Source organism: Ruegeria sp. BE10, from assembly GCF_056538905.1.
The window spans coordinates 35,877-50,325 of record NZ_JBQFTX010000012.1 but is presented as its reverse complement, the minus strand read 5'-3'; the positions used below and the strand labels follow the sequence as shown (position 1 = coordinate 50,325).

General features: G+C 52.4%; 10 protein-coding genes and 1 pseudogene. 8 read left to right on the top strand and 3 right to left on the bottom strand.

Features of this window, described 5'->3' with window-relative positions:
* Window positions 1-642 precede the first annotated feature (642 nt).
* The 8 genes and pseudogenes from ACR0M2_RS20075 to ACR0M2_RS20040 all read left to right on the top strand — a co-directional run bounded on the left by ACR0M2_RS20075 (window position 643) and on the right by ACR0M2_RS20040 (window position 9,761).
* Complete coding sequence (locus tag ACR0M2_RS20075) at window positions 643-2,205, top strand: arylsulfatase (protein ID WP_480706800.1); 1,563 nt, start codon at window positions 643-645, stop codon at window positions 2,203-2,205.
* Between the two features lie 127 nt (window positions 2,206-2,332).
* Window positions 2,333-2,707 carry a DUF4345 domain-containing protein gene (locus ACR0M2_RS20070; RefSeq protein ID WP_480706798.1) on the top strand — a complete coding sequence of 125 codons (375 nt, stop codon included), beginning with the start codon at window positions 2,333-2,335 and terminating at the stop codon, window positions 2,705-2,707.
* 16 nt (window positions 2,708-2,723) lie between these two features.
* A complete protein-coding gene (locus ACR0M2_RS20065) occupies window positions 2,724-3,509 on the top strand; it encodes a DUF302 domain-containing protein (protein WP_480706796.1) in 786 nt (261 codons plus the stop codon).
* A gap of 1,209 nt (window positions 3,510-4,718) precedes the next feature.
* The gene (locus ACR0M2_RS20060) at window positions 4,719-5,291 is read left to right on the top strand and encodes a TRAP transporter small permease subunit (RefSeq protein ID WP_438826213.1); all 573 of its coding nucleotides are present in this window, start codon (window positions 4,719-4,721) and stop codon (window positions 5,289-5,291) included.
* Window positions 5,288-6,616 carry a TRAP transporter large permease gene (locus tag ACR0M2_RS20055; protein ID WP_170350254.1) on the top strand — a complete coding sequence of 443 codons (1,329 nt, stop codon included), beginning with the start codon at window positions 5,288-5,290 and terminating at the stop codon, window positions 6,614-6,616. The genes ACR0M2_RS20060 and ACR0M2_RS20055 overlap by 4 nt, the downstream gene beginning before the upstream one ends.
* Before the next feature lie 67 nt (window positions 6,617-6,683).
* Window positions 6,684-7,721 (top strand): TRAP transporter substrate-binding protein, encoded by a 1,038-nt coding sequence (locus ACR0M2_RS20050; RefSeq protein WP_170350253.1) that lies wholly within the window; start codon window positions 6,684-6,686, stop codon window positions 7,719-7,721.
* A 347-nt stretch (window positions 7,722-8,068) separates the two neighbouring features.
* Window positions 8,069-8,965 carry an NAD(P)-dependent oxidoreductase gene (locus ACR0M2_RS20045; protein ID WP_480706795.1) on the top strand — a complete coding sequence of 299 codons (897 nt, stop codon included), beginning with the start codon at window positions 8,069-8,071 and terminating at the stop codon, window positions 8,963-8,965.
* Window positions 8,966-9,142: 177 nt separating this feature from the next.
* Window positions 9,143-9,761: pseudogene (locus ACR0M2_RS20040) on the top strand (tyrosine-type recombinase/integrase).
* Between the two features lie 304 nt (window positions 9,762-10,065).
* Here the strand turns inward: ACR0M2_RS20040 and ACR0M2_RS20035 are convergent.
* The 3 genes from ACR0M2_RS20035 to ACR0M2_RS20025 all read right to left on the bottom strand — a co-directional run bounded on the left by ACR0M2_RS20035 (window position 10,066) and on the right by ACR0M2_RS20025 (window position 14,381).
* On the bottom strand, window positions 10,066-10,911 hold the full coding sequence (locus ACR0M2_RS20035; protein ID WP_480690289.1) for a hypothetical protein: 846 nt from the start codon (window positions 10,909-10,911) through the stop codon (window positions 10,066-10,068).
* Between the two features lie 76 nt (window positions 10,912-10,987).
* Complete coding sequence (locus tag ACR0M2_RS20030; RefSeq protein ID WP_170362759.1) at window positions 10,988-12,634, bottom strand: arylsulfatase; 1,647 nt, start codon at window positions 12,632-12,634, stop codon at window positions 10,988-10,990.
* An 880-nt stretch (window positions 12,635-13,514) separates the two neighbouring features.
* Window positions 13,515-14,381, bottom strand: a complete 867-nt coding sequence (locus ACR0M2_RS20025) for a LysR family transcriptional regulator (protein ID WP_480706793.1) — start codon at window positions 14,379-14,381, stop codon at window positions 13,515-13,517.
* Window positions 14,382-14,449: the final 68 nt, after the last annotated feature.

The following is a 14,449-nucleotide window of genomic DNA, read 5'->3' as shown; positions in this document are numbered from 1 at the left end:
AAAGGCCAGCTTCACAATGCGGATCCACTCACACACTTGCATTGCGAAGCTGGCAAACAACTCTCCTACAGGGGGATGGTTAGTAGGAGGTGGCAGCACAATTATGGGACTGTGCAAGGCGAAATAACTACAGAATGACAGGATGCGCTAGGCGTTCATCGGTATAGGTTGGGTATCCGAAAGTATAGTTACACTCGACCAAGCTTAATCTGCGGTGCCAGCTTCGAAACACCCTCTCCGCACGGTGCAAAAAAGCTATACACTAGAACTTTCGGAAGGAGATGCCCGCCGGAGACGGCGGCATAGATAGGATATCTGACGTATTTTATGAAAACTGGAAGCGCCCAAAGCAGCTAGATACCCATTTTTTTTTGGTTTTTCCGAGAGTTTACTACTGATGGCTTGGCCTAACTCACAATTCTGGCTCTTTTGGTAGGCGCCAAACTTGACACAAAAGGAAGGTCTGTATTGGGCTCGAACCCGTTGTTCGCTAAATCGCGACGAGTGTACGTTTGCAGACTTTGCGGCCGAAGATGTTCTAACACAAGATATGTTTGGCCTGAAAAGTTAACGAATTAAACTGTTCCTCCAAGCCGATGTTTTTCCTATCGTTGGTGAGAAATTGCGTGTCGGGAGGTCTTAATGAACAAGCTTATCTCAGTAGCGGGTGCGGTCTGCTTTACTTTCACTGGAGCTTGGGCCGACGAGCATGCCCCGCCCAACATTCTTGTCATCATGGCAGACGACGTGGGTTGGGCGAGCGTCGGCGTTTACCATGGGGGTGTCAAAAGCATCGAGACGCCGAACTTGGATCGCCTCTCGTCTGAAGGTGCTCGTCTCACGGATTATTATGCCGAGCCAAGTTGTACTGCCGGCCGATCAGCTTTCATGACCGGACAGTTACCTATTCGGACTGGCATGCACACGGTAGGGTTGCCGGGGGATCCGATAGGGTTAAACCCAGATGATCCGACGCTTCCGATGTTCTTGAAAAAGTTGGGATACACGACGGGCCAGTTCGGTAAAAACCACTTGGGCGACCTCAACGAGTTCCTACCGACTACAAAAGGTTTCGACGAGTATTGGGGCTGGCTCTATCACTTGAATGCCATGGAATATACGTCTGATCCGGATTGGCCAGACGATCCAGAATTCAACGCGCAATTCGCGCCGCGCAACATCATTCATTCTTTTGCTACAGACGAGGAGGACGAAACAGTCGATCCGCGTTTTGGAAAAGTCGGGAAGCAGCGCATCATTGATGACGGACCTGCGCCGCCGGAACGCCAAAAGACTTTGGATGACGAAGTGACATCTTACACGAAGGACTTCATTTCTCGTGCAGTTGAGTCGGACACTCCGTTTTTTGTCTGGATGGCTCCAGCCCGTGCACACGTCTGGACCCACCTCAGCCCCGAATACGAAGCTATGTTGGGCAATGGGCGCGGACTTCAGGATGTGGTCATGAAGGAGTTGGACAACAACGTTGGTAACGTTCTCAGCCACCTTGAAGATCTGGGAGTCGCCGATAATACCATAGTGATGTTCACCGCCGACAATGGCCCGGAAACACTAACGTGGCCCGACGGTGGTACGACTCCTTTTCATGGGGAAAAGGGTACTACCTGGGAAGGTGGATTTAGGGTTCCTGCGATTATTCGCTGGCCGGGCAAAATTCCTGAAGGACAGGTTTTGAACGGTATCTTCAGCGGCATGGACTGGATGCCAACCCTTGTAGCTGCGGCTGGAGGTCCCACAGACCTGAGAGAAAAACTTCTAAAGGGCTATGAAGGCTATAAAGTGCATCTCGATGGCTACAACCAGCTATCTTACCTGACTGGTGAGGATGAAGAGAGCAATCGACGCGAGCTGATTTACTATCAGGGTACGGACCTCCAAGCCGTACGCTACAACGATTGGAAAGCGCATTTTGTCGTTCAAAACCACGGCTGGTCAGGCCCGAAGGAAGAGTTGGTCGCCCCGTTACTCTTCAACCTTCGCCGCGATCCTTACGAGAAAGCAGCGGAGGAAAGCGGAATGTACGTCCGCTGGATGGGTGAGAAAATGTGGGCATTCGGCCCGGCCGCCCGACTAGTGCAGGCACATCTCGCTACCTTCGAGGAGTTCCCTCCGCGCGGGAAGCCGGTCGCCAATCAAGACCATGTTGAAGAACAGACATCAACCGAAGGCGGCATCTCTCAGTAGAGGAAGAGAGGCAACCGATACGCCTTTCTCACTGCGGCGTGGGCATCCGGCTCGGATCATCGGATGCCCCAGAAAACCGGTTAGGAATTTTGCAAAAAAGCGAAACCTCTACGAGAAGGATTCCTCCATGAGTGTTAGATTAGTCCTTCTGCTTGCTGCCGTTGGCCTCGTGCCAATCGCGTTATCATACGGTCTGATACCCGGCAGTTCGATTCCAGCTTTGCTGGGATTTCCGGTGGAAGGGACCAACCAAACCCACGTGTTCCGCGCGACTATGGGTCTTTACCTGGCAAACGCGTTGTTTTGGTTGGCGGCCGCTTTGAAACCAGAATTACAACGCCCCGCGCTGTGGGTCCTTTTTTTGTTTATGTCGGGACTGGCCGTTGGACGCATACTAAGCATTCTTATCGATGGAGTTCCAAACGGGTTACTTCTATTTTATCTTGCGGCCGAGATAGCTTTTGCAGCTCTGGCGGCGGTTTCCCTGAGAAAAGTACAATGAAACAGGAAGTGTTAAAGTGCTGAGGTTTTTCTTTGTTCTCTCGATGATTACAACTGCGTCGGTTTCGACATCCGGTCTGGCACAATCGTCATCTGTCCAGACTGCGGTGGACAAAAATTTTTTAGAGCTTGAGACTGCCGTTGACGAGGCGGGGCCTACTCCAATTGCATCGATAGACCACTCGCGTCTGGCTAAAGCCGAAGGCGTAGATATGCCCGCGTCTCGTGTGCTCATTTTCTCTGATCCTGAGATAAACACACCCATTCTGAAAGAGACCGTGCGAGCAGGTTTGGACCTTCCTTTTCGCGTTCTTTCCTACGATCAGGATGATCGCCCGCAGATTACCTACACGGACTCCCAGTTTCTCAAAATCCGGCATGGGCTCGCGGACGCGTCTTCGGTGCGTGTATTTCAGAGCAAGATGCTCGAAGTTCTTAACGACTTGGATGCAACACCAGCGCCGACCAACGGGTTGTTTGCCGACTATGGCGTCATCGAACTGCGATCTCAGCTCAGCGTACCAGAGGCAGTCGAACGTCTCAGGACAGCTGTGATGGGACAGGACGATACTGTCTGGTTTGGGGAAATCGATTTTGCGACCGAAGCATCCCAACTAGGGGTGGAACTGCCGGATGCAGTTCTCTTACTGTTCGGCGGACCAGCACCCGGTGGCGTAGCTATGGCGGGCTTTCCGGCAATTGGTTTGGATGCCTTTTGCCAAAAACTTTTGGTTTACGCGAATGAAGAAGGCGGCTCCGTAGTTATTTTCAATGACATCGCTGCCCTCGCGGAGTTGCACTAAGGTTTTTCAGCCGAACCTCATCACGGATTGAACAAACGGCTTACCGCAACATTTCGCACGGCAATTGAGTAGCCGGTGTTTGGAAAACGCACTAGAAACCCGTTACCGATTGGCCATCTTTTCGTCGTCTGCTTTGGGGCTCAGTGCAGTCGTTCTCCGCGCGTTAAATGAAGGACTGCTTTTTATTTGTTTGGTTAGAAAATCTCGGATTCTGGAGTCTCAAAAATTGAAAACTCTAAGTAGCTGATTTTGTTGGAACCGCAGTCTCACCATTAAGGTGATCCGACAAGAATTGTCGGAGTACGTAAATAATGGGACTGAATTATTGAGACTCGCCTGTCATTGAATTCAACACCTTGAGATTTTTACGCTTTTAGAGTGTTTCGACGGTTCAAGCCCTTCAAGTCGACGTAAAACAGTAAGCCAATGAGCCTCTTCGCAACCTGAAAACCGGCGCAGTGTGTGTTACTTGGGCGTGATTGATCAGCAGAATACCCTGCCTCAGCGTTCGGCCCAGAGCCGACCTCCAGCCGCCAACCGAGATGCTGCGGTCGCAGCTCGCTTTGCCGCCATTCGCTGCACTAGCGAAAAAGGAGGCCTGTCGAACTCTCGAACTGCGGGCACTGCTGCCACTGGTATTATCTGATGAACATTCATTTAGGTAAGGATGGGCCGCGCAGCGATTTGTCGATAGCTATAACTGTAGCTCGGCAAGAAGATACAACTTCAATTGCAGGCGCCCCCAGGACGTCACAAAATCACTAAGGACCTTAGGCATCTCATCGGGAAGATTGTTAGCCTCCCCAGGTTCGGTTTCGATCTCAAATAACGGTCGTATTTGAATAAAATGTTAAATTACGCTCCTTCACGCCAAATTCTCTGTTTTTGTCGCTCTGAAAGGTTTGTTCTCACTCAAAAAAGTGCATCCATCGAAATGAGAAAGTAGCAAGTAAGGGCGACTTGCAACAATAGGTTTGCCATGAAGCTCTAGAACCATCACCTTAATCAGCCAATTATGCCTGGTACCAACTTGACAGCTATCCGACATGTCGCTCTGATGAAGAGGGAAAGTATTGGGGTAGAGCTCAACATGCGTGAATTTTATAGCGGTTTTCCGCGCGAATGCGGGATGTTAGTTCTTAGTCGCTCGGAGAAGTTTTCGCTCTACGCTGGCTCACATGACAAATCACATTATGTAAAGGCTGCTTCGTGACAGGTGTGATGAAGGCCTATGTCAGTTTTGTGGACCGTGCCAACAGGACGATTGGGCGGGTCATCATGTATGGCATTTTTCTTATGATGGCGATCCTGCTGTATTCCTCTGTGTCCAAGACCTTCTTTGTCCCCTCGCTCTGGACCCTTGAAATGGCACAATTTGCCATGGTCGCTTACTACATCCTTGGCGGTCCTTATGCGATGCAGATGGGTGCGAATGTCCGGATGGACCTGCTGTATGGAGAATGGACAGACCGCCGAAAAAGCCAGGTTGACGTGCTGACGGTGCTTTTTCTGATCGTGTATCTGGCCTTTTTATTTTGGGGAGGCTGGGACAGTTTGATGTATTCGTTCCAATATGGCGGCGAGAGGTCCTCGTCCGCGTGGCGCCCCTATATCTGGCCCATCAAAACGATCATGGTGGTTGGCATTCTGCTGATGCTGTTGCAGTCAATCTCGGAACTGTTCAAAGACATCTTGCGGTTGCAAGGACATGATATGGGTCCGAAAGATGATGAGCCGGTGCATATGGCCCCCGAAGACCTTGAAGGGGGACACCGCGGGTGAGCTATGAATTGATAGCCGCGCTCATGTTCTCGACCATGATGCTGATGCTGTTAACCGGGCAGCGTGTATTCGGGGCTATCGGGTTCGTAGCAGTGATTGCCGCCTTTTTCCTGTGGGGCGACAGGGGGGGCTATGATCTGGGGTTTGCGGCAGCGATCAAGGTCATGCGCTGGTACCCCCTGCTTACGCTGCCGATGTTCATTTTCATGGGATACGTTTTGTCGGAATCCCGGATCGCGGATGACCTGTATCGTATGTTCCATGTCTGGATGGGCGGTCTTTCCGGCGGGCTGGCTATAGGCACAATCGGTCTGATGGTTCTGATCTCAGCCATGAACGGATTGTCCGTTGCAGGTATGGCGATTGGAGCGACAATTGCTTTGCCCGAATTGCTGCGCCGGAACTATGACAAGCGTATGGTGACGGGGGTCATACAGGCCGGTTCATCCTTAGGAATTCTCGTGCCGCCTTCCGTTGTGTTGGTCCTTTACGCCATGATTGCCCGTCAACCGGTCGGGCAGCTTTGGCTGGCAGGCGTTATTCCCGGTTTGATGATGGCCACGCTGTTCATCATCTACATCGCCATCCGCTGTCGCCTGAACCCATCGCTCGGCCCTGTGATGAGCGCCGAAGAACGCGCGCAGGTCACCTGGAGCGAAAAACTCCGCCTGCTGGGGGCTGGTCTGCTGCCCATAGGCATCTTTGCGGTGATGATGGTGCCCTTCGTGAATGGCTGGACCTCACTGGTCGAAAGCTCGGCCTTGGGGGCAATCGCGGCCTTGATGGCGGCGGTTCTGAAACGCCGCATGACGTGGCAGGTTTTTGAGACCTCGATCAAACAGACGCTTGGAATTACCTGCATGTTCATGTGGATCATCCTTGCGGCCCTTGCCTTCGGGGCGGTTTTTGACGGGCTGGGCGCGGTCAAGGCGATCGAAAACCTGTTTACGGTGCAGCTTGGTCTGAACCCGTGGATCATCCTGATCCTGATGCAGCTCAGCTTTCTGGTGATGGGTACGTTTCTGGATGACACCGCCATGCTGGTCATCGTCGCTCCGTTATACGTGCCGCTGGTCGGTGCGCTGGGGTTTGATCTGATATGGTACGGTGTCCTCTACACGATCACATGTCAGATCGCCTATATGACTCCGCCTTTTGGGTACAACCTGTTTTTGATGCGGGCCATGGCCCCGCCAGAGGTGACGATTGGAGATATTTACAGGTCCATCATACCGTTTGTGGCAGTGATGGCATTGGCTTTGGGATTGGTGATGGCCTTCCCAGACATCGCATTGTGGCTTCCGGGCATCGTCTACGGAAACTGAGCACGTAAAGAACGAGAAACCGGGTTAACCGGATCAAGTTCAATGAAAAGCACAGGAGAGGAAGACCATGACTACAAGACGTAGATTTTTGCGGACCGCCGCTTTGGCCGCGCCCGCGACGCTTGCTGCACCGGCTATAGTAAAGGCGCAGGCCCCCATCAAATGGCGGTTCCAGACCTATGCCGGAGGCGCGTTGGGCGAGCATGTGACCAAGCCTGCAATTGACTACATCAACGCCAATGCCAACGGCGAGCTGGAAATCGAGCTGTTCTTCGCAGATCAGATTGTACCCACGGGCGAGCTGTTCCAAGCGCTTCAGCGCGGAACAATCGACGGGGTTCATTCGGACGATGACTCGATGGCGTCACCGACACCGCTTCGCGTCTTTGGCGGGTACTTCCCCTTCGCAACAAAGCACATTCTCGACGTGCCGGTTTTGTTCAATCAATACGGGTTGGCGGACATTTGGCGCGACGAGTATGCCAAAGTTGGCGTTCAGTGGTTGTCTGCAGCTGGGCAAGACCCGTGCAACTTCAACACAAAGAAGGAAATTACATCGGTTGCTGATCTGGATGGGCTAAAACTATACACTTTCCCAACCGCTGGTCGGTTCCTCGCCAAGTTTGGCGTCGTGCCGGTGAACATTCCCTACGAAGACGCGGAAGTCGCCGTACAGACCGGAGAGCTTGACGGCATGGCGTGGTCCGGCATTACCGAGGATTACACGGTTGGTTGGGCTGATGTGACGGACTATTTCCTGACCAACAACATCTCGGGTGCGTGGATCGGATCTTGGTTTGCAAACCAGGAGCGTTGGGCAGAGCTACCGGATCACCTCAAATCCATCGTGATGGCGGGTATCGAAGCAGGTCACACCTATCGCAATCAATGGTATTGGGGCGGAGAAGCGGCATTGCGCGCAAATGGCGATAAGCTGGAATTGCGATCAGTGCCAGCGTCCGAATGGGCCGAGGTCGAGAATGCAGCCAAAGAGTTCTGGGAAGAAATTGCCCAGGAAGGCGAAGTGCATGAGAAAATCGTTGGAATTTTCCGAGAATACAACAGTGTGATCAACCAAGCCGGTGCGCCGTACAACTTTGAGTGATACGTTAGAAGTGGCCTCTGACAGGGGCCACTTCTAATTCCCTTTTTTAGTATTGTGGCAGCCAGATTAAATCTCGGAGCATTTTCTAACTGAAGGCGTTGCCAGGCAAGTTGCTGTCAGTGTCAGTCGGGCCAGTAGAATTGTCTAAAATGCCGTGCCGAGTTTTACCACTCGGCGAGAGTGCGGTAGTTAGTGCCTGACCATCGGTCAATGGTGATGCGACTGTGAAGCACCCGTTTCCCAAAAGACCTGTTCAGAAAACCTTAGTATAGCGAGCCGTTTTCCAAGTACGGTGATCTGATTGGTCGCCCCGTTGGCATTTCGGCGAGACAAAACCGCGCCGTTGTTTGCAATTGGTTATTTGGGAGGAGTTCAGCATGACGGACATTTCAGTAATAGGTCTTGGGTCCATGGGTACAGCGCTTGCCCGAGCTCAAATGAAAGCAGGCCGATCTGTAACTGTTTGGAATAGGACACCCGAGAAAGCTAGCGCTCTTGGTTCCGAAGGAGCAACTGTGGCGGCCACTGTTTCTGAGGCGATATCTGCCAGTCCTGTAACGATTACCTGCGTAAAATCACACCCGCAGACAATAGAACTCTTGTCCAATGCGGCTAATTCGCTGCCCAACAAGACCATAATCGAACTCTCAACTGGAGGCGCAGAGGATGCTGAAGACTTAGCGCAACTCGTGGAAAACGCTGGCGCCTCGTGGATGGTTGGCATCATCAATGCTTATCCGCATATGATCGGAGATAAGGATACCGTCCTGTCGGTCGTTGGAACCGAAGAACAGTGGAAGATCCACGGTCCAATCATTAGAAATTTGGGCGGAAGGTCTGTCCATGTGGGTGACCAAGCCGGAATGCTGGCTGCACTCTTTGCGGGACTTTTTACGGTTCGCCAAGGTTTCATGTGGGGAATGATCTACGGAGCGCTGGCAGCGAAGAAAGCAGGTATCCCCATGCAAACCTTCTCAGATCTTGTGCCCATATCTATGGGAATGATGAAACCCTATTACGACTACTTTGCCGCGACAGCGCCTCAAGCCACCTATGACAACCCACCAGCCTCGATGAGTACTTACGCCGCAGCTTTGGAAGATGTTCTCGCTAGTTTTGAGGCTCTTGGCGCCCGGGATGAATTGCCCCGACTGTTTGTTGAGATGGCGCAATTGGGTATGGATCAAGGGCTTGAAGACAAGGCTCTCACTGCGATAATAGACGTCCTTGCGCAAAAGCACTAATTATCACAACGATAGAGCAAACCGCGATTTTTGCTTTGGGCTCAGACCGGCCTAATGCGTCTGCGGCGTTTCTCAACGAACAGGCAATCGGACAACGGCCATTCAAGCCGACGATAAAATTCAGGCGTCGGCGTGGTGCTGATGTCTGGGCTTGGCGGGAGGATTGGAGGGCGCACTATGCCAAGAGTCCAACTTCCCGCTGTCACTTCGAAACGAAGAGCCTGGAACAAGGGCCGGATCATCGGCCAGAAACGACCGCTGTTGCCGAAACAGGTCTGGGCGATCCGCGCGCGGCTCGAACTGGCGAGCAACCTGCGCGATCTTGCATTGTTCAACGTGGCGATTGATAGCAAGCTTCGTGGATGTGATTTGGTGAAACTGGCCGTCACCGACTTGTTAGGGGATGATCGCATTCGCGAAAGGGTGTCCGTGATCCAGAGCAAAACCAAGCGGCCCGTTCAGTTCGAGCTCTCTGAAAACACGCGTGATACGATTGCTGCGTGGATCAAATCGCCGGAAATGATGGGCTGCCGTTTCATGTTTCCGAGCCGGTTTCATGACCGCCCACATATCTCGACCCGCCAGTATGGCCGACTTGTGCGGGATTGGGCTGGAACCGAGCGGATACGGCACCCATTCGCTGCGCCGGACCAAGGCGGCAGAAATTTATCGAAAAACAGGAAATCTAAGAGCGGTTCAATTACTGCTTGGACACACAATGGTCGATAGCACTGTCCGATACTTTGGCGTCGAACTTGAAGACGCCTTGAGTATCGCCGAACAAATCGACATCTGAATTATGTTGGCGGGCGGCACATGCCGTTCGCCAATCCGGATCGGACCTACAGCTGCTCCGCAGTAATGGTTCGGATCGAGCCCACACCAGACCTGTCAAATTAGTGCTGCGCGTGCTCGCGGCGCCAAATTCGCTGCAATGACGTAAACGTAAAGCTCCGAGAGTTCAGCCTCTTTTTCTCTTTTGCTCCGATTGAGACGATGGAAAATTGACACCAACTAACAGGCATTGGATTTTGGTGCAGCGAAAGACCTCACAACGCGAGAGCGGCCGACATGGAGGTAGTTGGAAAAAGGCATTACCTTCAAAATTGAGTATTGAAGCCAGCAAAGATCTGCCATTTTGCCTGCCCTGGCCCTTTGCTCGCAACTGAGTACTGCGGTTCGACAAAAACGTTGTAGGTGATGTCCTTCTTTTTGAACACTTGCCCGATACCCAAGCCGATTGGCACATTATAGCTGTCCGATTCAAAATCGTAGGTCATTATTGGCGCTGACCTTAGGTATGTCCCTCCACCGAGTTGGTAGAACAGAAAAGGTTGAAAAGCTCCGATATTTACATCCTTTGCATCACTGTCTCCGGCAAAACTGGCTTGCCAAGTCAGAAGGTAACCGTATTGGAATATCGGTGACGACGCATTGAACAATACGTTCGCGATACCGGCTGACCATTTTTTAGATCCAGACCCATCCGTCGAACCTGTTGGCGCGGTTAATTGAGGACCAACACCAAAGCTAACAGCCGGATTTCCAATATCTATAAGGTAAGCGGCAAAAACGTTGAGGTCACCAACGCCCGTCGTTTTCCCACTTTGTGCCGGGAATGAATTTAAAGGCAAAGAGGCCCTTAGAACCCAATTTGTGTTCCCCAAGCTCAAAGGTTGCGCATACCTGAGCCAAAACTGATTGCCAGTTTGGTCCGTTCCGGAAATATCGCCAATATAATAGTTCTGAACGTTGACCGCTTTGAAATTTGCCAGCGGATTATTCGCCTGAGCTGCTGCTGAGGCCGCGTCGTTCTCCTGTGCAACCACAGGATTGCCTGTTGCCGTAGATACTCCCAGAAAGACGAAAAGGCTAAAGAAGAACCTGGTAAGGAAATTCCGGGTCGAAGTTACATTTGTACCTGAAGCCTTCAGATTGGTCTGCACCTTGCTACTCCTTGCCCCACTCGACTGTGTCATCGAAGTGTCGAGGCGCCGCATAACGACGCCTCAACCATTTGCATCAATTTCCGGTTGGAAGGCTTAGCGAGAACCCGTCTTTTTCCAGCTGGTCTCGCACAGTCTTGAACCGGTGATACTCGGTTAGAGTAATCGGACCAGAATATGACTCGCTCTGAACTGGACGCGGCGGATACTCAATGTAGGTTTTTACCACACGTTCAAGTTCGCCCATCAGCGTCGGAACTGTCCAAGTGTTCTCACGCCCGGTTGTCATGAAGATGTCATACCGCTCCATCGGATCTTCCCACAGGTTGAACACCTGCGGAACGGTGGCAACGTACTTTTCAGCACCGCGCCAACCCAATTCGGCTGCCGGGGCTTCAGAACCGGCCCGTGCACCGTTGTCGCCACGCATGTTGAAGACAGCTTTCCATTCGTTAACGCGCACTGCGCCCGGCGAAAGTTCATTTTCTGTAAAATATGCCCAGGAGTTGCGCTGCGGATCAGCCTCTCCAAACAGGACTGGAGCCATATCGATGCTGTCAAAGATCGTCGGTTGACCTTCCCGGTCTTCGGTCGGCAACGGCACTCCTGCAAGGCTCGCAAAGGTGGCCATCAAGTCAGTACCACCGGTAATGTCGCTCGACTTCGAATCCGGCGCAATTTTACCTGTCCATTTGGCGAAGAACGGTACGCGGTACGCTCCTTCCCGGTCGGTTCCCTTAGTTCCGCGAAACGGTGTCATGCCGGCATCAGGATGAACATCCTGCCACGCGCCATTATCAACAGTGTAAATGATCAGGGTATTTTCCCCAATTCCAAGATCTTCCACCTTGTCGAGGATTTGACCAGTGTGGAAATCAAGCTCGACCACCTTGTCGCCGTACTTGTTCTTTACCGCCGACTTACCCACGAAATCAGGCGACGGCAGGTTAGGCTGGTGGTTTGCAGCCCAGTTGATCGACATGAAGAACGGCTTGTCCAGACCAGCAAGACGCTCCAGTTCCGCCACTGCCTTTTCTGCTCCAACCTTGTCCAACGCAGCTAGATCTGCGGTTGTCATGTCTTCAATGGTCAGCACTTCCTTGGCAGGTTCACCAGCTACACCTTCAAATACGCCAGTGGTGTTCTCTTTATAAAATGCCCTCTGATCGTCGGACATCTGCACATTCCAGTCGTCCAGAGCATAAGTATACGCGTTCAGGTGATAGAGGAATGTATTCTCCATCTTGTCATAGCCATGGGCAATTGGCATGGCGTAATCCGCTTCACCGAGATGCCACTTACCCATGAAGTAAGTGTTGTAGTCAGCCTGTTTCAAAACAGACGCAATCGTCCATTCTGCCGCCGGCAGTCCACCACCTTGACCCTGAAAAGCAACCGTCGTCATGCCTGAACGGTTCGGGTAACGCCCAGTCTGCATTGCTGCACGCCCCGGCGTGCAAGAGGATTGAGCGTAGAAGTCCGTGAACATCATCCCCTGCTTGGCCATTTGATCAAGGTTGGGGGTGTCCATGCCACGCGCTGCGCCACCATGATAGGCACCAAGGTCCCAATAACCAGTATCGTCAGAAACGATCAGAATGATGTTGGGTTTGCTCCCGTAGGTCGATAGCGATGTCGGATCAAAATCCTGAGCCGTCGCGGAGATCGCAAAAGTACAAAAGAAAGCAGCCAAGGACGAGGCAACTTGGTGAGGTTTGATCATGTTTGTCTCCTTCTCGGGAAAAGCATCAAAGTTAAGAAATCGCGCTCTGTTAACGGTCTATATACCGTGCAGGACACAACGCGCCTTGGGCTATTCCGAATAGCTTCCTATTCTTATGGGTAGCTCAGACTTTAGGGGCACCGTTTCATCACCCTGAAAATCACAATGATGCGTCGACAGCTTTTAGGTAATCTTGGAGATCGTTTTCAGGAACCTTTTGCGGCGTTTGAAAGTCCAGACCAACGCTCCACCTTTTTTGATCGACCTAACCCACGAACAAGACTTGCTTTCCCTGCAAAAAGTATGGCCGCCTCATTTTCATCGAAGGTTGTCAGTGGAAAACGGCAGAGAACCAACAACTCACATTATGTTATTGCGATTCATTTATTTGTCAAAAACTTCGTCGTATGCAAATCCAGCCCCGGATGTCTTCGTCCTGATAGACCAAAGGCCAACCAAGCACTATCTTTCAATTGGGACCACTTAAATGGGGCAGCTCAGTTCGACCACGCGCTAGAAGCGGCCGTAACCGCGAATTGGGTTGGGCGCACCCAGAGCAGGCCATCGCTTAAGACCGTGTGCATTTTTGCGCAGCAAGGATTTTGGGACCTTCCTATTAAATGTCCGGTTTGCGCTGTCTGCGGTTCTCCGGTGAAAGCGGGCCAATGGCGGCAAAGTCCCGCGTCACCGCCATCTGCGTACCACTCAGAGAATGTCCGGATTGCGTGGTTGGCGACGTGCTGCATGAGCGAACGACTGAAGTGTGATCAACGGCAGCAATGGGCTCTTCCTCCTCTTGGGACACATCGCAGAGAAAGGCCGGTGCGAGCCCAAACCTACGATATGCTGCACCACGCTCGAATGGGGGCCTTGGGAACTTCTAGTAAAGCAGCGAAACGACTTGATCAGTTTCGGGTCTTCGCCTCGAATCTTCGGGCAGTCGAGCGCACAAATGACGCCCCGTATGGCAGGTACGCTCGCTGGTACGTTTCAGCGAACCGTTCGCGAGCGCTTCTTCGATCAGGCACAGATGCCCGATCAAGACGCCGGCACCGGCTTTGGCCTCTTCCACGGCAAGGCTGTAGAGGGAAAACTTCGGACCGTGTATCGGATCGCTTGTGGGCGTGGATGTCGCCTTTGACCAAACGGCCCAGTCATCTGCCCATGTCTGGTCGTGCAGAAGCGTCGTTGTCTCGAAGTCTACGACCCGTTCAAGAATCGCGGGTGCGCACACCGGTACAATCTCATCGGCACAAATTGAGACCTGATCGGGCGATCCATCGGGCACATCGAAGAAAATCGCCAAATCGAACAGTTCTCTCGACAGGCTCGGCGGGGTTTCCATGGCGGTGACCGAGAAGTTGATCATGGGCAAATGCGCTCTGACCTTGCTCAGTCTTTTCGGCAACCAAAGCTGAGCGACGGAAGGAAGGGCTGCGATGTGAAAATCCACGTCCGGACCAAGGTTGCGCAAGGCGCGCGTTGCATCCGCCAACGCGTCAAAGGCAGATGTGAACCTTGAGATCAGCGATGCCCCGGCCTTCGTCAACTCCACCCCTTGGGCGTTACGGCGAAAGAGTGACATGCCTGCCCAATCTTCCAACGTCTTGATATGCTGAGAGATCGCGCCGGGAGTGACGCAAAGCTCATCCGCAGCCGCAACGAAACTCACATGTCGCGCAGCAGCTTCAAATGCCCGCATGGCGTTCAGCGGTGGGCCCTTCGGACGTTTGGGGACGACGCTCATTTCCTAGCCTTAGTTTTTCTACGCCCAGAAATAGCAAATCTGCTTTGCGCTGTCACGCTCAAGGCGCC